20 protein-coding genes are annotated in these 17,637 nt (G+C 68.9%); 9 read left to right on the plus strand and 11 right to left on the minus strand.

What is annotated here, in order from left to right:
• Positions 1 to 40: 40 nt before the first annotated feature.
• The 3 genes from M1L36_RS07715 to M1L36_RS07725 form a co-directional block, all read right to left on the minus strand.
• Positions 41 to 2,041 (minus strand): MutS-related protein, encoded by a 2,001-nt coding sequence (locus M1L36_RS07715; protein ID WP_250873129.1) that lies wholly within the window; start codon positions 2,039 to 2,041, stop codon positions 41 to 43.
• An 85-nt stretch (positions 2,042 to 2,126) separates the two neighbouring features.
• On the minus strand, positions 2,127 to 2,438 hold the full coding sequence (locus M1L36_RS07720) for a hypothetical protein (protein ID WP_250873130.1): 312 nt from the start codon (positions 2,436 to 2,438) through the stop codon (positions 2,127 to 2,129).
• Positions 2,435 to 2,749: a hypothetical protein gene (locus M1L36_RS07725; RefSeq protein WP_250873131.1), complete on the minus strand. Its 315-nt coding sequence runs from the start codon at positions 2,747 to 2,749 to the stop codon at positions 2,435 to 2,437. Before M1L36_RS07725 ends, M1L36_RS07720 begins: the two co-directional genes overlap by 4 nt.
• A 160-nt stretch (positions 2,750 to 2,909) precedes the next feature.
• On the opposite strand from M1L36_RS07725, the gene larE reads away from it, so the two are divergent.
• Positions 2,910 to 3,818, plus strand: a complete 909-nt coding sequence (gene larE, locus M1L36_RS07730) for an ATP-dependent sacrificial sulfur transferase LarE (protein WP_250873132.1) — start codon at positions 2,910 to 2,912, stop codon at positions 3,816 to 3,818.
• 24 nt (positions 3,819 to 3,842) lie between these two features.
• Here the strand turns inward: larE and M1L36_RS07735 are convergent, their stop codons facing one another.
• Together M1L36_RS07735 and tatC are read right to left on the minus strand one after the other, a co-directional pair.
• The gene (locus tag M1L36_RS07735) at positions 3,843 to 4,499 is read right to left on the minus strand and encodes a histidine phosphatase family protein (protein WP_250873133.1); all 657 of its coding nucleotides are present in this window, start codon (positions 4,497 to 4,499) and stop codon (positions 3,843 to 3,845) included.
• Between the two features lie 394 nt (positions 4,500 to 4,893).
• Positions 4,894 to 6,342, minus strand: a complete 1,449-nt coding sequence (gene tatC / locus M1L36_RS21340; RefSeq protein ID WP_305794378.1) for a twin-arginine translocase subunit TatC — start codon at positions 6,340 to 6,342, stop codon at positions 4,894 to 4,896.
• Positions 6,343 to 6,431: 89 nt separating this feature from the next.
• Between tatC and M1L36_RS07745 the strand changes: the two genes are divergently transcribed.
• From M1L36_RS07745 to M1L36_RS07760, 4 genes are all read left to right on the plus strand, one after another.
• Positions 6,432 to 8,705 (plus strand): twin-arginine translocase subunit TatC, encoded by a 2,274-nt coding sequence (locus M1L36_RS07745; protein ID WP_250873134.1) that lies wholly within the window; start codon positions 6,432 to 6,434, stop codon positions 8,703 to 8,705.
• A 210-nt stretch (positions 8,706 to 8,915) separates the two neighbouring features.
• A complete protein-coding gene (locus M1L36_RS07750; RefSeq protein WP_250873135.1) occupies positions 8,916 to 9,314 on the plus strand; it encodes a hypothetical protein in 399 nt (132 codons plus the stop codon).
• A gap of 77 nt (positions 9,315 to 9,391) precedes the next feature.
• Positions 9,392 to 9,568 carry a ribbon-helix-helix domain-containing protein gene (locus M1L36_RS07755; protein ID WP_250873136.1) on the plus strand — a complete coding sequence of 59 codons (177 nt, stop codon included), beginning with the start codon at positions 9,392 to 9,394 and terminating at the stop codon, positions 9,566 to 9,568.
• On the plus strand, positions 9,561 to 10,277 hold the full coding sequence (locus tag M1L36_RS07760; protein WP_250873137.1) for a queuosine precursor transporter: 717 nt from the start codon (positions 9,561 to 9,563) through the stop codon (positions 10,275 to 10,277). The genes M1L36_RS07755 and M1L36_RS07760 overlap by 8 nt, the downstream gene beginning before the upstream one ends.
• A gap of 27 nt (positions 10,278 to 10,304) precedes the next feature.
• Here M1L36_RS07760 and M1L36_RS07765 read toward each other — a convergent pair whose 3' ends face one another.
• Together M1L36_RS07765 and M1L36_RS07770 are read right to left on the minus strand one after the other, a co-directional pair.
• Positions 10,305 to 11,063, minus strand: a complete 759-nt coding sequence (locus tag M1L36_RS07765) for a 23S rRNA (uridine(2552)-2'-O)-methyltransferase (protein ID WP_250873138.1) — start codon at positions 11,061 to 11,063, stop codon at positions 10,305 to 10,307.
• An 87-nt stretch (positions 11,064 to 11,150) separates the two neighbouring features.
• The gene (locus M1L36_RS07770) at positions 11,151 to 11,780 is read right to left on the minus strand and encodes a hypothetical protein (protein ID WP_250873139.1); all 630 of its coding nucleotides are present in this window, start codon (positions 11,778 to 11,780) and stop codon (positions 11,151 to 11,153) included.
• A gap of 153 nt (positions 11,781 to 11,933) precedes the next feature.
• Between M1L36_RS07770 and M1L36_RS07775 the strand changes: the two genes are divergently transcribed.
• On the plus strand, positions 11,934 to 12,677 hold the full coding sequence (locus M1L36_RS07775; protein WP_250873140.1) for a DNA polymerase sliding clamp: 744 nt from the start codon (positions 11,934 to 11,936) through the stop codon (positions 12,675 to 12,677).
• A 48-nt stretch (positions 12,678 to 12,725) separates the two neighbouring features.
• Here the strand turns inward: M1L36_RS07775 and M1L36_RS07780 are convergent, their stop codons facing one another.
• Positions 12,726 to 13,400, minus strand: a complete 675-nt coding sequence (locus tag M1L36_RS07780) for a DUF7474 family protein (RefSeq protein WP_250873141.1) — start codon at positions 13,398 to 13,400, stop codon at positions 12,726 to 12,728.
• A 267-nt stretch (positions 13,401 to 13,667) separates the two neighbouring features.
• Positions 13,668 to 14,333, minus strand: coding sequence for a helix-turn-helix domain-containing protein (locus M1L36_RS07785; RefSeq protein ID WP_250873142.1), 666 nt, complete (start codon positions 14,331 to 14,333; stop codon positions 13,668 to 13,670).
• Between the two features lie 243 nt (positions 14,334 to 14,576).
• Here M1L36_RS07785 and M1L36_RS07790 point away from each other — a divergent pair, with 243 nt between their 5' ends.
• Positions 14,577 to 14,780: a hypothetical protein gene (locus M1L36_RS07790; RefSeq protein WP_250873143.1), complete on the plus strand. Its 204-nt coding sequence runs from the start codon at positions 14,577 to 14,579 to the stop codon at positions 14,778 to 14,780.
• Between the two features lie 37 nt (positions 14,781 to 14,817).
• Positions 14,818 to 15,825: a DNA primase large subunit PriL gene (locus M1L36_RS07795; RefSeq protein ID WP_250873144.1), complete on the plus strand. Its 1,008-nt coding sequence runs from the start codon at positions 14,818 to 14,820 to the stop codon at positions 15,823 to 15,825.
• Between the two features lie 213 nt (positions 15,826 to 16,038).
• Here the strand turns inward: M1L36_RS07795 and M1L36_RS07800 are convergent, their stop codons facing one another.
• Positions 16,039 to 16,239, minus strand: a complete 201-nt coding sequence (locus M1L36_RS07800; protein WP_250873145.1) for a DUF7472 family protein — start codon at positions 16,237 to 16,239, stop codon at positions 16,039 to 16,041.
• A 282-nt stretch (positions 16,240 to 16,521) separates the two neighbouring features.
• On the opposite strand from M1L36_RS07800, the gene M1L36_RS07805 reads away from it, so the two are divergent.
• The gene (locus tag M1L36_RS07805) at positions 16,522 to 17,166 is read left to right on the plus strand and encodes an SWIM zinc finger family protein (protein WP_250873146.1); all 645 of its coding nucleotides are present in this window, start codon (positions 16,522 to 16,524) and stop codon (positions 17,164 to 17,166) included.
• A 42-nt stretch (positions 17,167 to 17,208) separates the two neighbouring features.
• Here the strand turns inward: M1L36_RS07805 and hjc are convergent, their stop codons facing one another.
• The gene (hjc, locus tag M1L36_RS07810; RefSeq protein WP_250873147.1) at positions 17,209 to 17,631 is read right to left on the minus strand and encodes a Holliday junction resolvase Hjc; all 423 of its coding nucleotides are present in this window, start codon (positions 17,629 to 17,631) and stop codon (positions 17,209 to 17,211) included.
• Positions 17,632 to 17,637 lie beyond the last annotated feature (6 nt).

Here is a 17,637-nt window from a genome sequence, read left to right on the forward strand (position 1 = left end):
TTGGGAGGACACCCGTCTGACAGGTCCGCGAACCGGACGCTCAGTCGGCGAACTTCGCCAGCAGTCGCCGGTAGAACCCGTCGCCGTCGCCCGCGTCGTCGGCCAGTTTCTCGACGATGAGTTCGGGTGTCGAGCGCGCCAGTCGCCCTTTCACCGGCGAGCGGTTCACCTGCAACTCGCCGTCGACGAGACCGACGGCCTCGATGCCGTCGACCTGCACGTCGAACCCCGTGGCGTCGCGGATCTCGCCGGCGAGGTGCGAGACGAACACGGCGGTCGCACGCTGTTCGTGGAGCGATTCGAGGATGCCCGCGATGATACGGGCGCTCGCCCCGGGTTCGGTGATGGACTCCAACTCGTCGACGAGCACGAGGCGTGCGCCCGGTCCATCCACGAGGTCGCCGAACTCCCGCAACGTGGCCTCGAACGCCCCCGCGTCGAGGGTCCCCTGGCTCTTCGCCTGGTAGTGTAGCGCGTCGAAGCGCTGGAGTTCGACGCGCTCTGCGGGGACGGGCAGGCCCATCTGGGCGAGCACGACGACGAGGCCCACGAGGTCGATGGTCGAGGTCTTCCCCCCCGAGTTCACCCCCGAGAGGAGCGCGACTCCCTCGACGCCGTAGTCGACGGGGTCGACCGCCTCGAAGTCGACGTCCAGCAGCGGCGAGCGCCCGCCCTGCATCAGGATTCCCGCTCCGATGCCGTCGCCATCGCGCTCCACGAACTCCGGCACCGTGCAGTCGAAGTCGGCCGCGTAGCGCGCCACCGCGAGTTCGACGTCGAGGTCGAGCGCCGCCCGCACGAGCGTCCCCGCAGGGTCGCGCAGGTCCGCGAGGTCCGCCGCGAGCGCGGCCTTCAGTTTCGCGGCGCGTCGGTCACGGGCGGCCTGCAACTCCCGGCGGAGGCGGTTGACCGCCTCCTCCTGGTGTTCGACGGGGAACGTCGGGTCTTCGACGAACGCCTGTTCGACGAGGTCGTCGTAGTCCGGAACTGCAAGCGCGTCCGAGAGGTGGTCGCGGGCGGCGTCGATGGCCGCGTCGAACTCGTCGGCGAGCTCCGTCTCCAGCAGGGAGTCGACGCGCGCGCCCTGTTCGACCAGCGAGAGCAGGTCCGCGCCCTCGATGGTGACGTCCTGTGACTGAATCGCCTCCCGAAGACGGTCGTTGGCGACGCTCTCTGCCGTCGAGACCGCCACGTCGAGGTCGTCGACCGCGTCGCGGAGGCGATGCAGGTCCGCGTCGCCCTTGACGGTCCCGTCGTCGGTCAGTCGGTCCAGGCCGTCTCGCATCGCGTCGAGGTCACACGGGGCGTCGAGGCCCGCGCGTTCGTGGACGGTCGCCGCGGCGTCGAGTCGCGAGCGGTTGTCCGCGAAGAACCGAAGCAGGCGTTCGGGCACCACCTCGTCGACCCGGTCGAAGGCGTCGGGGAGGACGCGCACGTCGCCGTCGATGTCCAGGCCGGCGAAGCGCTCGTCGAGGACGACGACGGTCGAGTACCCGCGCGCGAGTTCGGCGATGTCCCGCGAGTCCTCGACGAGTTCGACGCTCACCTCGGGGAACGCGCTCTCGGCGCGGGCGAAGCGTTCGGCGTCGCCCGTCGCCACACAGCGGTCCCGGACGCGGAGGTCCCGTGGCGCGACGAGCGGTTCGATGTCGCCGAGTGCCTCACGGACCTCGGGGGTCGGGTCGTGGTCGCGCGCGTCGGCGACGAACGTCTGCACCTCCGCGATGCGGGTGGCGCTCGCACTGGGGTAGAACGTCTCGACGCGTTTCTTCGCGTAGTCGGTGACCGCTCGCTCCTGGACGAGCGCCAGCGCCTCGCGGTACAGTTCGCGGGCGCGGTCGGTCCGCAGGAAGTCCTCGGTGTCGCCGTGGCGCTCGCGGATGGCGTTGCGGGCGATGCGGGCGGCGGTGCCCTCGGTGATGCCCGGGGCGCGGGCGAGGGCGGCGACGTCGCCGTCTTCCAGCGCGCGCTCGGCGTCGTCCAACTGTCGAAGCCGGTCGGCCGTCTTCGCGCCGACACCCTGGATGGCTTCGAGGTCCATACCCCCGCCGTTGCAGTCGGCTGACAAAGGTCCGTCGCTCCGCGTGCGGTGTGGTGTCGTCCCGATACACGGGCCGATGCCGCGCTCAGCCCGATTCGTCGGCGTCGTCGCCGGTTATCGTCCCGAGGTCGGGGAGGCGCTCCTGGGTGAACTCCGAGAGCCAGTTCCAGCCCTCGCGCTCGTTGACCGTGTCGACGATGCCCTCGACGCCCGCGTCGTCGAGGGGTCGTTCGTTGCGCCGCGTGTCGGGGTCGTCGGGCGACCCCTCGTACATCGTGTCCCCGACCTCGTCGTAGTAGATGTGGCTCCCGCCGGCCGACTGGCCGATGAGTTGCGGGGCGTCCTCGCGCAACCGTGCGCGCTCGTCGTCGCCGGGGGGTCCCGGCCGGTCGCTCATCGGTCGCCCTCGTCCTCGTCGGTGTCGACGCCCGGGAGGTGACGCTTGGCGAACGCCGAGAGCGACTCCCAACTGCTCGACTCGCTGTCGAGGAACTCCGAGAGCGACCGGTCGCTGAGCGACACCTCGGTCGCCCACTCGTCGGTCAACTGTCCCGACTCCACCTTCCCGGTGTAGACGGTGTTCTGGTTCGCGTCGTAGTACAGCGGCGACCCTCGGTCCTCGACGCCGAGGAAGTGCGCGCCCTGGTGGTCCTCCGGGTACAGCGGCGAGTCGCTCGTGCCGAGTGTCGTGTCGTCCCGTCCGGACATGTGGATCGACGACTCGCGCCACGACCCTGAGCGTTGTGCCCGCCACTGCGTGTTCACGAGGCGCGACTGGCTCGGTCCCCACCGACCCCGTCTCTCGGTCCGGTGTCACGCCACGGCGACGGGACGTGAGGGCTTTGGTCGTCGCGACACAGTCTCGGGCATGGACGAGCACACCGCGGCCAAACGCGACGCCGCCCGAGCGGCGCTCGCCGAACGCGACGCCGTCCTCGTCGCGTTCTCCGGCGGGGTCGACTCCAGCGTCGTCGCCGCCCTCGCACACGACGCGCTGGGGGAGGCCGCCGTCGCCTGCACCGCCAAGAGCGAGACGCTCCCCGACGCCGAACTCGACGACGCCCGCCGGGTCGCCGAGGAGATCGGCATCCGCCACGAGACCGTCGAGTTCTCCGAACTGGACGACCCCGAGTTCGTGAAGAACGACGGCGAGCGCTGCTATCACTGCCGGACGATGCGTCTCGGCGCGATGTACGACCACGCTCGCTCGCTGGACATCGACACCGTCTGTGACGGCACCAACGCCTCGGACCCCGGCGAGGGCCACCGCCCCGGTCTCCGGGCGGTCGCGGAACTCGACGTGCTCTCGCCGCTGCTCGCCCACGACGTCTCGAAGGAGGAGGTCCGCGACATCGCCCGCGAGTACGGCCTCTCGGTCGCCGACAAGCCCGCGATGGCGTGTCTCTCCTCGCGCATCCCCACCGGTCTCGAAGTCACCGAGGAGCGCCTGACCCGCGTCGAACGCGCCGAGTCGCTGCTCCGGCAGTGGGGGTTCGAGCAGTTCCGCGTCCGTGACCACGACGGTCTCGCGCGAATCGAGGTCGGCGAGGACGAACTCGACCGAGCACTCGACCCGGAGTTCGTCGCCGCCGCGCGGGACCACTGCGAGGCCGTCGGTTTCGACCACGTCACGCTCGACCTCCACGGCTACGCGACGGGCAGCGTCAGTCCCGCGAGCGACGCCGACACCGAGCCAGAGGCCGACGACGCGCCCGAGTGCGACGACTCGGTCTCGGAGGTCACGAACGTCTTCGAGACGGAGTACCCGACGCGGTAGCTCGGCCCGGTCGCTCGTCTGCTCTTACTCCGCGCCGCCCTCCAGTCCCTCGCGGGTTCGCACGTCGAGACCGTCGGCCCACGGCGTCGCGTTCTCGCGCTGGACCGTCACCGACTCGCCGTCGACTTCGAACTCGTTGACCGCGCAGTTGGCCTGCTCGTGTTCGAGGACGGCCGTCGTCGCGTCCATCCCCTTCGCGTGCCCGAGCACCTGGTGGATGGGGCCGCCGTGGGTGACGACGAGCGTCGTCCCCGACTCCTCGACTGCTGTCCGCCACCCGGTCAGCACCCGCGAGCGCATCCCGACGATGCTCTCGCCGCCGTCCGGGACTTCGGTCGCCGCCCGCGCCGCCGTCTCGCCCAGCGCGAACGTCGGGAACCGGTCGAGCATCTCCTGGTAGCCGAGTCCCTGGTAGACGCCGATGTCACGTTCGCGCCACGCCCGCTCGAACGTGACCGGCAGGTCGCCCAGCGTCTCGCGAACCCGCTCGGTCGTCTCCCGCGTTCGGAGAAGGTCCGAGGAGACGATGCGGTCGACGTCGTAGCTCGCGGCGACGTGCTCGGCGGCCGCGGCGGCCTGTTCGTGGCCCCGGTCGGAGAGCGGGACGGGTGCCCACCCCTGCATCCGCTGGTCGCGGTTCCACGGCGTCTCCCCGTGTCGCATCAGCACGACTGTCGGCATTGGTGGGGGTTTGGACGGTGGTGGCTTGGTTCTTCGTGAGGGAACGACTCGGCTGCCGAGGAGAACACCTCGAAAGCCCCCGCGGTCTGGTGGCCTGCAACTCGTTGCGCTCCTCGCTCGCTTCGCTCACTGTGGTGCTTACGTCGTTTCGGCTCACCAGACCGCGGCCCCTTTCAGTCCACCCGCGACGACAGTTCAGCCAGCTATCGTGGGTGGACTGAAAGGGGCGAGACGCTGGACTCGGGGGCCTCGCTGCGCGCTTCGTTCGCTTTGCTCACTCCAGTGCTTGCGTCGGCCACCTTCGCCCAGCGTCTCGGGGCTTTCGAGGTGGTACCAACTCCTCTACAAGCACGGCCGTGGTCGAGAGCGTGGACGACCGGAACGTCGTACGCTGCTAGCGCTGGGTCCAGCGCAGGAGCAACAGCGTCCCCTCGAACAGCGTCACCATCGTGATGGCGACGATGAACGGTGCGAGACCGGTCGGGTCGGGGCTGAACAGCAGCGCGACGCCGAGGAAGCCACCCCAGAAGTAGAGGCGACGCTGAGCCAGCCACTCGCGGGTGGTCAGGCCCATCATCACCGCGAGCATGATGAGCAGCGGAATCTGGAAGACGGCGGCGAAGAAGCCCATCAACAGCAACATCAGGCCGAACGTCTCGGTCAGACCGAACGCGATGTCGGCGGCCTGCTCGGAGTAGCCGACGAAGTAGCTGAAGATGAACGGGAGGACGAGGTAGAACGCGAACGCCACGCCGATGAACGCGAGGATGAGACTCGTCGGGACGGCCGCGAGGTAGTAGCGTCGCTCGTGTTTGTACAGCCCCGGCCGCATGAACAGGTACGTCTCGTAGACGAACACCGGTAACGCGATGACGAAGCCGGCGAGCGTCGCCACCTTCAGCCGGGCGAGCACGAGCGACAGCGGCTGGTACGCCCGCGGGCTGGTGACGCTGTTCTGGACCGACCCGAGGATGGAGTACCAGATGAAGTTGATGAGGTCGACGGCGAACGGGAGGGTGAGCACGCTCACCAGCGCCATCGCGATGATGACGACGCCGAGGCGCTTGACCATCTCTTCGATGTGGTCGGCCAGCGGCATCTCCTGGTCGTGCTCCGGGCCGCTCATGAAGTCGCCGTCGTCCTCGTAGTAGCTGTAGTCGAGGTCGGTGTCCGCGCCGTCGACGACCGTCGCACCGCCGTCGGACTGGGCGACGCCGTCGTCGTCCGCCGCGTCGGTCGCCGGAGGGGTACTCGGCTCGTCGGACGGCACCGGCGACAGGCGGTCGGCGGGGTCCTCGCCGTCGCCGTCGTCGACCGGTTCGTCGTCGTCCTCGAACACCTCGTCGATGGCGGGTTCGTCGTCCGCCGACCAGTCGGTACTCGGCGGACTCGGGTACTCGACGTCGTGGTCGGCCATCGGGTCGTCCGCGTCGTCTGCGTTGTCCTCGGCGTCGGTCGCCGTCTCGGCGTCGGCCGCGGTCCCGTCCGTCGACCCGTCGTCACCCTCGGAGTCGTCGCGAGCCTCGGCGATGTGGTCGCGCAGGTCGGCCGCCGAGTGGCCGACCGGTGCGATACCGTGGGTCGTCGCGAGCGACTGCAGTTCCTTGTACGAGAGGTCCGCGAGGGCCGCGTCGGCCGGGACGTCCGGCCGGTCGGTTTCGCCTTCCTCCGAGGTCTCCCGCTGGTCGGCCTCGCTGTCCTCACGGTTCTCGTCGGTCACCGCTCGGTCTTCCGAGGTCTCCCGCTGGTCGACCTCGCTGTCCGCGACGTCGGCGTCGTCACCCGCGACTTCGTCGCTGGCTTCCGGCGGGTCGTCGGACCCACGCCGCTCGTCGCCACTCATTACCCGACCGTAGGTCACCGGTCCGTTGTAAGCCTTCTCACCCGACGCCGACGGAAAAGATTGATAGCACGGAGTTGGCTAGGTCGGGTGTGTCGAGCGCCATCGACGACGATACGAAACGAGCACTAGTCGACGGACGGGCCGCCGTCGGCGAGATGCTTCGAGCAGCGCAGAAAGACCTCCAGAAGGTGGCGCTCGTGTTCCTCTTCGGTCTGCTGGGGACCATCATGTTCCTCTACTACTTCGGGTGGAGTCGCCTGCAGGCGGACCTGCTCGGAACGGCCCCCGAAGCGAACATCGTCGCCGTCACGCCGTTCGACGTCATCCTCCTCCAGGCGAAGATCGGGCTCATCATCGGCGCGATTCTCGCCCTCCCGGTGCTTGTCTACTTCGGACGCGACGCGTTCAAACGCCGGGGCTGGTGGCCCGAGAAGAAGATTCCCACGTGGCAACTCGTCGGGATGGGGCTGACCTCCGTCGTGTTGTTCGTGCTCGGGACCGCCTACGGCTACTACGTCTTCTTCCCGGTGATGTTCGACTTCCTGGCCTCGAACGCCGTCCAGGCCGGGTTCGCACCGGACTACTCCATCGTCAAGTGGGCGGAGTTCGTCCTGTTCCTCTCGCTGTCGTTCGGTCTCGCCGCACAGCTGCCGCTGGCGATGGCGTCGCTCGCGTACGGTGAACTCGTCCAGTATGAGACGTTCCGCGACAACTGGCGCTACGCGGTCGTCGCCATCTTCGCGTTCGGTGCGGTGTTCTCGCCGCCAGACCCGTTCACGCAGGTGATGTGGGCGGTGCCGCTGTTGTTCCTCTACGGAGCCAGCCTGGGGCTGACCAAGGTGGTCGTCTCGGTCAAGCGCTCGGGCGAGGCGGTCGGGCTTCGCGCCGTCGTCCGGAGCAACTGGAACACCGTCCTCGGCGGGGCGGTGCTCGGCGGGGCCGCCACCTACGGCGCGCTCTCGGCGGGCGGGGTCGAACGCGCCAACCGCGCGCTGACGCGACTTCCCGCGGACTACCGGGTCCAACTGCCCGCACCCGCCGACCTGCTCGGGACGACCGAGGCGACGGCGCTAATCGTCACCTCGGCGGCCGTCGCCGTGCTCGTCGCGCTCGCGGTGTTCGTCTTCCACCTGTTCCGCGTGGTCGACCAGCTCGCCATCGACGACCCCGGCGCGTTCGGCGACCCATCTGCCATCGACGTGCGAACGCTCGACGCCGCGGGCGTCCGGGCCGCCCCCCCCGAGGCGTTCGCCGAGATGGACGAGGAGGAGGCCCTGAACGTCGCCGGCGCGGCGATGAACGACGGCGACCACGAGAAGGCCCAGGCCGTCCTCGACCGGTTCGACGAGGCCGAAGCGAGTCGGCAGGCGGCCGCCGAGGCCGAGGCGGCCCAGGCGACCGACGACCAAGCGGACGACGAGGGCGTCGTCACCCGGACGACCACCGGGATGGTCGGGGCGTTCACCGACGACGACACCGACGAGGACGACATCGGCGGCTACCTCTACGACGTGCAGTTCGTCCTCGGCAGTCTCGCCTCCAAGTCGTTCCGGCTCATCGCCGTGTTCATGCTGTTCATGGGCGGCTCGTTCGCCTGGCTCTACACCGGCGGTATCCGCGACCTGGTCGACGTCTTCCTCAGTCGGCTGCCGACGGCGGGTTACGTCGAGTACCCGGTCGTCGGTCCCGACCCCGTCTCGGGCGGTGCGGGGTCGCTGTCGCCGGGGTACGTCGTTCGTCTCTCGGAGTCCATCTCGCCCGAGGTGTTCAACATCGTCGCGCTCCACCCCGTCGAGGCGCTCATCTTCGAGGTCAAACTCTCGATGATCATCGGCGCGGTCGCCGTCGTCCCGCTCCTGCTCTACTACATGTGGCCCGCGCTCGCCGAGCGCGGTCTCGTCACCGGCGACCGGGGCGTCCTGTTCACGTGGGCGGTGACGACGGCTATCGCCATCACCGTCGGGAGCGTCGTCGGCTTCCTCGTCATCGCGCCCAACGTCATCTCGTGGCTCGCCGCCGACATCGTCAACAACGGGATGCTCATCAAGTACCGCGTCAACGCCTTCGGCTGGCTGGTGTTCTTCACCACCGTCGGCATCGGCCTGCTCGCGGCCATCCCGACGACGATGCTGCTGTTCCACCGCGGCGGCATCGTCCCGTTCCAGATGCAGCGTGACCGCTGGCGCGAGGCCGTCACCGCCGTGTTCGCGCTCGCCGCGTTCCTCACCCCGCGAGGGCTGTTCACGATGTTCCTCGTCGCCGTCCCCGTCGCGCTGATGTACGGCGTCGGTCTCGGCGTCCTCTGGGTGTACACCCTCGGCGGCCGGCGCTCGCCCCGTTCGCGGGGCCAGGGCGCGGACTGACGACGTCTCGTCGGTCGCGGCGCACCGTTCGACCCCGTCCCTCCCGGCCCGACGTCCGCGCTCGCCGGGTCATCCTCGGGGGTGTCCCGAACGATGCTTCACATTTGATACTGTGACACTCTTCCGCTGCGGAAAAGCTAACTGTGCGGGCGGGGAGTTGGGGGGTATGTTCGCACGTCTGACGACCCGCCCTGCTCGGGGGAGACACCGATGAGCGGGGCGACGGAGACGCTGCTTCGGGGGAGACGCGACACACGAGAGTGGTACGTCTCGGCCGTGTACGCCGCCGCGTTGCTGGCGGTCGTCACGGTCGTCGTCCTCCCGGGTGGCACCATCAGCGACACGCTGTATCGTCGCGTGTTACCGGTCGTACTGCTCGCGACACCACCGCTCGTCGCCGCTATCTCGGCGGCGCGGGGCGGCGGGTTGCTCGAAGGAATCGTCATCGGGATGGTTCCCCCGGTCGCGTTCGTCCTGTTCGGTCGCCCCGAGGCGCTCGCGATGGCGACGGCCGGCACCGTCGCCCTGCTCTGTCTCGGCGGAGCGCTGCTCGGTTTCCTCGCGGGGTTCGTCTGTCGCGAACTCGTCGCGCTGTTTCGCTCTCACTGAGGCTCTCCGGTCGCACTGTCCGCACGTCGCGGCGTCCGTATCGACAGGTTTTGAATCGTCGCCGGCAACTGCCGTCCATGCCCAAGATCAGCGTCGAGATTCCACAGGAACTGCTCGACGACCTCGACGACCACGTCGGTGACGAGGGGAAGTTCGTCAACCGGAGCGACGCCATCCGGGCGTCCATCCGCAAGACGCTCGACGTGCTCGACGACATCGACGCCCGCCACGGCCGCCTCGACGACGATGAGTGAGGCGCGCTCCGGCGTCCTCCCGGTCGCCGCCGTCGCGCTCGTCGCGCTGTTCGTCACGGCGCTCGTCACCGCCCAGTTGACCGCCTCGAAGGTGTTGCTGTTCTCCCTGCCCGTCTCGCTCCCGGTCGTCGGTCCCGCGCTGGCGCTGCCCGGCGCGGCGCTCGCCTACGCGCTCACGTTCTTCGCGTCGGACTGCTACTCCGAACTGTACGGCAAGCGCGCCGCCCAGAGCATGGTCAACGTCGGGTTCGTGATGAACTTCGTGTTGCTCCTGCTGGTCTGGGGGACCATCGCCGCGCCCGCCGCCGACGCGGCGTTCGCCGACCAGTTCGCGGCCGTCCTCGGCGCGTCGACGAACATCGTCGCCGGGAGCCTGCTCGCGTACGTCGTCAGCCAGAACTGGGACGTCGTCGTCTTCCACCGCATCCGCGAGGCGACCGACGGCGAGAAACTGTGGCTCCGGAACATCGGTTCGACCGCCACGAGCCAACTGCTCGACACGGTCATCTTCGTCGGCGTCGCGTTCAGCCTCGCGCCGTCGGTGCTCGGCGTCGGTCCGGTCCTCCCCGGGTCGGAACTGCTGACGCTCGTCGTCGGACAGTACCTGCTGAAACTGCTCATCGCCGTCGTCGACACGCCGTTCGTCTACCTCGTCGTCCGGACCGCTCGGGACCGCGGCGTCGCACCGCGCGTCACGCCGACGGACTGACGACGGCGTTCCTCCGTCGCGACAGCGCTACTCGACTCTCTCGGCGAACCCGAACCGTGCCTTGATGTCGGTCACTTCCACGGTGACCGTCTCGCCGGCCTCGGTGTCGGGGACGAACAGCGTGAACCCCTCGACCTTCGCGATGCCGTCGCCCTCGCTGCCGACGTCCTGAATCTCGACGTCGAGTTCGTCGCCCTCGCGGACCGGGGCGGTGAGTCGACGTTTCGCGACGAGGTACAGTTCGGAGGACTCCTTGCGCGAGGCCTCGGGTCGCACTTCGCGGACGTAGCGGAACTCGCGTTCGACGGCCGCCTTGAGGTCGGCGAGGTCGGGGCCGTCGAACACCTTCGCGACGAAGTCGCCGCCGGGTGCGAGCACCGCCATCGACGTCTCGAACGCCTGGCGAGCGAGGTGGACGGAGCGGGCGTGGTCGAGGTTGTACTCGCCTGTCATGTTCGGAGCCATGTCCGAGAGCACGACGTCGGCCTCACCGACCCGCTCGACGAGGTCCGTGCGGACGTCCTCGTCGGTCATGTCGCCACGGACCGTCTCGACGCCGTCGATGTCCTTGATGCGCTGGAGGTCGACGCCGACGACGGTGCCCTCGTCGCCCGCGAGTTCCGCAGCGACCTGGAGCCACCCGCCGGGGGCCGCTCCGAGGTCGACGACGGTGTCGCCGCGCTCGACGAGGTGGGACTCCTCGTTCAACTGCTTCAGCTTGTACGCCGCGCGAGAACGGTAGCCCTCCTGCTTCGCACGGTTGTAGTAGTCGTCCTTGCGCGCCATTTGGCCCGCGTAGGCGGTTCGACCGGATACGCCCTTCGTTCGGTCGGCGTCCGGGTCGTGCGACACCGTGTCGCGGCGCTCGGGCTGTCAGTCGTCGCCACGCCCCCGACGGGCGAGCGCGTACGCGCCGCCGAGGACGCCCCCGAGCGCCGCGACGGGGCCGAAGCCGGGGCCGAGTGCGCCCGACTCCCCGTCGTCGCCGCCGCCGTCGCTGCTCACGTCCTCGCGGCTGAAGTTGTACCGGACGGCGTCCTCGCTGTCGCGGACGTTCTCCAGTTGGATACCGAGGAACTCGCCACCCCCACACGCCGACTGGTTGTTGATGACGAACAGGTCCCCGCTCGCGAAGTCGGTGTCCTGCGGGAGGTACGCCGACGACGGGACGACCTCGTACTGGTCGTTCTCTCCCGCGTTGACGGTGTCGACGACCTGCGTCTCGAACACTCGGGGGTTCGACGGCGTCCACCCCTCGACGGTACAGCCACCGACCCCCTCGACGGTGGTGTCGAGTTCGCTCGTCAGCTTCAGCAGGAACCCCGTGTAGTCCTCGTCGCCGCTTATCGCCCCCGTCTGTGGCATGACGGCGGGGACGGCGACTCGTTCGCTCTCGCCGTCCTGAGCGGCCAGGACGGTCGGGCCGGCGGCGAGCGCGGCCACACTCGTTCCTGCGGTGGCGAGCAGACGACGACGGCTGAGGCGCGCGTTCGGTTCGGTCATGCGAGAACCGACTCGCGGCTATCGTTTGACTGTTGGGCCCGCGGTGAGCGTCGCTGGTGGTCGCGGTCCACGCTCCCGGTCGGCGGTCCCGCGCCCGCCTGCACGCGGGGAGAATCGTTTAGGTTTTTAACCCATCCCCGGTAAACCGTTCGTATGTTCAAGGCTATCGTGAGCTCGGGGACGCTCCGGGCGGCGCTCGACTCCGTCGGCGTGCTGGTCGACGAGTGTAAGATCCGTCTCGACGAAGACGAGCTCACGATTCGTGCGGTCGACCCCGCGAACGTGGGGATGGTCGACCTCTCGCTCTCCCCCGCCGCCTTCGAGTCCTACGAGACCGACGGCGGCGTCATCGGCGTCGACCTCTCGCGCCTCGAGGAGATGGTGAAGATGGCGAGCGCCGACCAGCTCGTCCACCTCGAACTCGACGAGGAGACGCGCAAGCTCCACATCCAGATCGACGGCCTGGAGTACACGCTGGCGCTCATCGACCCCGACTCCATCCGCCAGGAACCCGACCTCCCGGACCTCGACCTCGCCGCCAACATCGTCCTCGAAGGGAGCCACATCGACCGCGCGGTCAAGGCCGCCGACATGGTCTCCGAGCACATCGTCCTCGGCGTCAACGAAGACGAGGACCACTTCTACGTCGACGCGCAGGGCGACACCGACGACGTCCACTTCGAACTCGACCGCGAGGACCTCATCGACCTCACCGCCGGCGACGCCCACTCGCTGTTCAGCCTCGACTACCTCAAGGAGATGAACAAGGCCATCCCGAAAGACGCCGAGGTCACCGTCGAACTCGGCGAGGACTTCCCGGTCAAGATGCACTTCGACATCGCGGAAGGACAGGGCAACGTCACCTACATGCTCGCCCCGCGCATCCAGAGCGACTGAACGACGGTAGAGCCCGCTCTCTCGGTCTCTTCTCTCCCGACCCCGCTCTCAGAGCGACCGGTCGATGACCGCCTTCGCCGCCCGTGCCTTCTCCTTCCAGCCGTAGCCCTGGTCGTAGACGTGGCGTTTCGAGTCGACGAGGTGCTCGGGCGAGGCCTCCTCGAACCCGCCGCGCTTCCAGGTGCCAGACTCGTGGAGCCACGCGACGACCTGCTCGCGGGTCTCCTCCCAGGAGAGTCCCACCATCTCGTAGTACGCGATGATGGCGAACACGGCGTTGTCGTGGGTGCCCGGCACCGACCCCTTCTCGTAGACCGTTCGGATGGGTTCCTGGGTCGGTTCGGAGACCTGCTCTTTGAACTCCGCCGCCGAGCGCAGTTCGAGCGCGTCGCCGCGGGTCTCCTTCAGCCGTTGTTCGTGACGCAGGCGACTCAGCGCCGCGGAGTGGAGCGGGTCCCACGGTCCGTCGGTCGCCTCGCGGATGCGCCCCTCGCGTTTCGCGCCGTCGCTCAGCGCGACGAGCACGTCCGTGTAGGCGCGCTCGACCTCGGGCCAGGGGGTGCCGTCGAACCGGCAGTCGGGGTCGTGCAGGCTGTTGGTCGAGCGACAGTCCGGACAGGGGTAGCGAAACCGCACGCTCGGGAGTTGGTGGGGGCCGATAAATGTCGTTCGGGTCGTCGAGCGGGTCACCACGGCGTCGGAGACGAGGGTGTCTCCGCCCATGGCCCGGACTGGCGACGACCGATGACTCGGCGGCCGACTCGACGCCCCCACAGCGCGAGTCGCTCGCCGATGGCCCGAGTCGACGGGTCTCAGGGGGAACCGGCGACCCGTCGGAGTCGTCGTGCTGGGCTGTCAGAGGCCATCACTGTCGTCGGTACGCGACGGTCCTTCTCGGGCTACCAGTCAGAGGCGGCGCGACGGTCGTAATCGCGTTGCATGGTGTATCCTGTCGAACGTCTGTGACTATCTCGCTGGCCGACGTGCTCGTCAGTCGGACCGGTCCGGGGCGTCGGGGACGACGACCGTACTCGTCGACAGGGCGACGATGGCTCTCCGGAGTCGTTCGGTGACCGCCTGGTCCGAGATGCCGAGTTGCTCCGCGAGGTCGACCGTCGAACGTCGCCGCGGGATGTCGTAGTAGCCGGTCTCGACGGCCAGGACGAGTGCTTCGCGTTGCTGTTCGGTCAGCCCGTAGTGGCGTCGGTCGACGGGGCCGTCGGGAGTGGTGATTCGACGGACGCCGTAGTGGACGTGTGCGTTCTCACAGTGACGCTGGAACGCCGACAGCGACTCGTGGGTGTGAAATCGGAGTTCGAACGTCCACGTGTCTGCGACGGCAGTCGCGCGAAGCAGGTGGGCGTCCTCGCGGTGGATGGCGTCGAAGAGGTGGTCGCTGCTGGCGTCCCAGCGGAGGGCGTAGAGCGTCTCACCGTCGAAGCGGTCGAGTTCGTCGAACGAGTCGACCGCCGGGTGGTTCCGGACGCTCCTCGCGAACCGTTCGGGGTCGGCGTCGTAGGTCCACACGAGCGGGACGGCGCGCTCGCCGACCGGGACGACTCGCTCCAGTTCGAGTTCCGTCCCCTCGGGTATCGGGAGGATGCGGCCGAGTTCGAACTGCCCCGCGGCGATGCGAAGCTCCGCGACGACACTCATTATTTCGTACCTGTTCTGGCGAGCGGTGGTGGTATGGGCTGGAAGCTTGGTTCACCAAGCCGGCCGCGACGCTCGCCACTACTATGCGACGGAGAGACATAGCGTGTCCGCCAAGCCACAGACGTATCTGTGCGGCGCGCGTGACATTCGTTGGCATCCACCGCCCGTCGCCAACACGCCGTCGTATCGGTCGGCCCCTCGGGGCCGAACGGTGTCACAACGCCGGCTTTCGGGTTCCGACCCATGACGATGACACTTCCGGCGGCCACCGACGCGGACTCGTTCAACCACGCACTCGCGACACTGCTCCTCGCGGCGTCCGACAACGGCGTCGACGTGGCGGGCGGGTGGGACTGCTCGACCGACGGCGACGGTCCCGACTGGGACACCGTCATCCTCGAACTCGCCCCCACCGCGTCCACCGTGGAGTCGACCGACGGGGCCTGACCGCCGTACTTATCGGCCCGCGGCCGATGGAGCGAGTATGGACGCCCACCACGCGCGCTACCCGTTCTTCGAGAGCGCCCGCCAGGCGGTGGGCGAGGCGGGCGTCGACCTCGTCACGCTGATTCGCGAGGGCCACCCGGCGGTCGAACGCGGCCGCGAGCGCGTCCAGCGCGCGCTCGTCGCCGGTACCGTCGAACAGGCAAGCGACCAGCGCGTCGACGCCCGGACGGAGGTGCTGTCGTACCCCATCGCCCGGGTGCTCGTCTCGCTGGTCGACGCTCCCGGTGCGGTCGAGAAGTACGCCGCCAGCGAGGCGACCACGGCCCACGAGCGGTTCGTCGAGGAGTTCGAGCGCGGCCGCCAGTCGACGCTCGGCGGCGACCCGCTCACCCTCGACGCCGTCCTCCGGGAGTTCGACCTCGCGAGCGTCGTCCGGAGCGACGGGACGGACACAGACCCCACCGAGTATCGCGTCGCCGTCGGGACCTACCTCGACCTCGCGCCCGCGGGCGACGACTGGCGACTCGTCACCCGCGAACTCGCCGACGGCTGGGTCACCGTCACCCGCCGAGAGCTGTACGACCTGCTCGAACGCGCCGTCGAGCGCCGGGTCGCCGACGGCCTGCCGCTGACGGTGCCCGAGGAGATCGCCGACCCGCTGGCGGCCGTCGTGAGCGAGGTGGAGTCGGCGCTCGCCACCGCCACCTACCCCCGGTCGTTCGACCGGGTCGACCCAGGGTCGTTCCCGCCGTGCATGCAGGCGTTGCTCGACCGGGCTCGGAGCGACGAGGAGTCGCTGTCGGCGGCCGGTCGGTTCGCGCTCGTCTCGTTTCTCGGTGCGCTCGGGATGGACGGCGAGGCGGCGACGACGCTCGTCGGGTCGGCCGACGAGTCGCTCGCGTACGCTGCCGACCGTCTCGACGGCGGTCTCTACCCGCCACCCAGCTGTTCGACGATGCAAGCGTACGACGTCTGCATCGACCCCGACGACCGCTGTGCGACCATCGACCACCCGCTCGAGTACTACGCCGAGGCGTTGGAGTAGCGAGATTCGGAGCGAGCGTCAGCGAGTGAGAATCTCGACGGAACGAACGGTGAACACCGAGAGCCGTGAGTAGCGAGATTCGGAGCCGCGCGGGACCCCTGGTCCCGCTGGAAACCGGCGTCCGATGGACGCCGGTGACGAGCGTCAGTGAGTGAGAATCTCGACAGAACGAACGCTGTCGAGGGTGACGTACGCGACGAGCGTGCGGGTCGGCTACTGCCGCGAGAGGAAGACGGCGACGAGCGTCATCAACACGACGAACCCCGCGATGGAGCCGATGAGCGCGAACGCGCCCTCACCGGAGAGGCCGTCGGCGTTGTACGTCCCGCCGACGTAGACGACGGCGGCGATGAAGAGTCCGACGGCGACGACGGAGACGACGATCTCGGTGACTGTCTCCCGGTCCAGAGCCATGTCCCGCGATTCCGACGGTCACAGCAAAAGCCCTTCGAACCGCACGCCCGACGGCGGAGGACGCGGCCGTGCGTCCCGTCGGGCAATTTCAGATTCACCACGCACACGCGGGCGAGCGGTTGATACGTCTCGACAACCTACGTTTCGTGTGGAGCGGACGCCGTCCGTCTCCCGAGCCAAACCATGACGCCAACCGAACACACACCAGCGTCACAGCGGCACGCACTTGCCCCGGATACGCGACTGCTCGACCCACGTGCGGCCCGCGCGTGGACCGAGAAGATGGCCGTTACAGCCCTCGGAGGCGGCATCTACGAGGTCGAGAGCGACAGCGGCCACACCTACGCCGTCGACCTCGTCGACGGGAAGTGTAGCTGTCCCGACCACCAGATGCGTGGCGTTCGCTGTAAGCACATCCGCAGAGTTGCACTCGAAATAACGGGGGGAAGAGTCCCCGCTCCGGGTCGCCGCGTCGTCGACTGTCTCGCCTGCGGCCGCGAGGCGTTCGTCCGCGAGGACGACCCTGCGGTCTGTGACCACTGCCGACTGCCGCCGGGCACGACGGTGCGTGACCGCGAGACCGACGCGTTGCTGGTCGTCGTCGAGACGACCGACGAACGCGCCGACGAGGTGACCGTCCCGAAGAAGGGCACGCTCGCCGACTTCGACGGTGGAGTCGACGAGGAGACCACCGTCGCCGACTACCCGAACAACCGCCACTACCCGCGTGAGGACCCCGTCGTCCGGGCGGTGTATCCGTTCTCGGGCGACCCGGACACGCCGTTCGAGGACCTCCAGCGGTACTCGTTCCCGCTGTCGCGCCTCGACCGCGTCGTCTCGCGGCCCGACCGCTCCGGGCCCACCCGCAGTAGCGGCCGCGAGGAGGCCGACCGGCGCGACACGGACCGCTCGCTCGCACCGGCCTGAGCGGGCGCGACGACGTGGCGACGCGACGCCGAGGCGCTCGCGTCAGTCGCTCGTCAGCGTCGTCTGTTCGCTCCCGCCGGTCAACTCCTCGATGTCGGTGCCGTCGGCGAGCGCCGTCTCCTTCTTCACGCGGTAGTTGCCCCCGTCGGTGACGTACAAATCGGCGGGGTGGAAGAAGAACCAGTCCTCGCGGTCGAAGCGGACGCCGATGCGCGGTTTCGCGCCGAAGTTCTGCGAGAAGTACACCAGCGCCTCGACCTCCTCGCCCGTGAGGTAGATGGGCCGACCGTTGGAGGCCTTCGCCTCGATGGCGTAGAACACGTCGCCGTTCCCGGCGAGGACGTCCGGCAGTTCGCGGTCGGTGCTCGACCCGCTGGCGGGGGCGCGCATCACCGCGAACCCGCGGTCGTGGAGTTCGTTGACGAGTTCTCGCTCGCGACGGTCCCCCTTCCTGTTGCCCGGCATGTGCCT

This window comes from Halomarina rubra, assembly GCF_023699475.1.
In the GTDB taxonomy this organism is placed as follows: Archaea; Halobacteriota; Halobacteria; order Halobacteriales; family Haloarculaceae; genus Halomarina; species Halomarina rubra.

Excerpts from the sequence above, each read along its gene's own strand:
- hjc (WP_250873147.1), bottom strand. The coding sequence starts at position 17,631 with ATGCCGGGCAACAGGAAGGGGGACCGTCGCGAGCGAGAACTCGTCAAC.
- M1L36_RS07720 (WP_250873130.1), bottom strand. The coding sequence starts at position 2,438 with ATGAGCGACCGGCCGGGACCCCCCGGCGACGACGAGCGCGCACGGTTG.
- M1L36_RS07800 (WP_250873145.1), bottom strand. The coding sequence starts at position 16,239 with ATGGCTCTGGACCGGGAGACAGTCACCGAGATCGTCGTCTCCGTCGTC.
- M1L36_RS07770 (WP_250873139.1), bottom strand. The coding sequence starts at position 11,780 with ATGACCGAACCGAACGCGCGCCTCAGCCGTCGTCGTCTGCTCGCCACC.
- M1L36_RS07765 (WP_250873138.1), bottom strand. The coding sequence starts at position 11,063 with ATGGCGCGCAAGGACGACTACTACAACCGTGCGAAGCAGGAGGGCTAC.
- tatC (WP_305794378.1), bottom strand. The coding sequence starts at position 6,342 with ATGAGTGGCGACGAGCGGCGTGGGTCCGACGACCCGCCGGAAGCCAGC.
- M1L36_RS07725 (WP_250873131.1), bottom strand. The coding sequence starts at position 2,749 with ATGTCCGGACGGGACGACACGACACTCGGCACGAGCGACTCGCCGCTG.
- M1L36_RS07805 (WP_250873146.1), top strand. The coding sequence starts at position 16,522 with ATGGCCGTTACAGCCCTCGGAGGCGGCATCTACGAGGTCGAGAGCGAC.
- M1L36_RS07750 (WP_250873135.1), top strand. The coding sequence starts at position 8,916 with ATGAGCGGGGCGACGGAGACGCTGCTTCGGGGGAGACGCGACACACGA.
- M1L36_RS07775 (WP_250873140.1), top strand. The coding sequence starts at position 11,934 with ATGTTCAAGGCTATCGTGAGCTCGGGGACGCTCCGGGCGGCGCTCGAC.
- M1L36_RS07795 (WP_250873144.1), top strand. The coding sequence starts at position 14,818 with ATGGACGCCCACCACGCGCGCTACCCGTTCTTCGAGAGCGCCCGCCAG.
- M1L36_RS07760 (WP_250873137.1), top strand. The coding sequence starts at position 9,561 with ATGAGTGAGGCGCGCTCCGGCGTCCTCCCGGTCGCCGCCGTCGCGCTC.
- M1L36_RS07755 (WP_250873136.1), top strand. The coding sequence starts at position 9,392 with ATGCCCAAGATCAGCGTCGAGATTCCACAGGAACTGCTCGACGACCTC.
- M1L36_RS07790 (WP_250873143.1), top strand. The coding sequence starts at position 14,577 with ATGACGATGACACTTCCGGCGGCCACCGACGCGGACTCGTTCAACCAC.
- M1L36_RS07735 (WP_250873133.1), bottom strand. The coding sequence starts at position 4,499 with ATGCCGACAGTCGTGCTGATGCGACACGGGGAGACGCCGTGGAACCGC.
- M1L36_RS07715 (WP_250873129.1), bottom strand. The coding sequence starts at position 2,041 with ATGGACCTCGAAGCCATCCAGGGTGTCGGCGCGAAGACGGCCGACCGG.
- larE (WP_250873132.1), top strand. The coding sequence starts at position 2,910 with ATGGACGAGCACACCGCGGCCAAACGCGACGCCGCCCGAGCGGCGCTC.
- M1L36_RS07780 (WP_250873141.1), bottom strand. The coding sequence starts at position 13,400 with ATGGGCGGAGACACCCTCGTCTCCGACGCCGTGGTGACCCGCTCGACG.
- M1L36_RS07785 (WP_250873142.1), bottom strand. The coding sequence starts at position 14,333 with ATGAGTGTCGTCGCGGAGCTTCGCATCGCCGCGGGGCAGTTCGAACTC.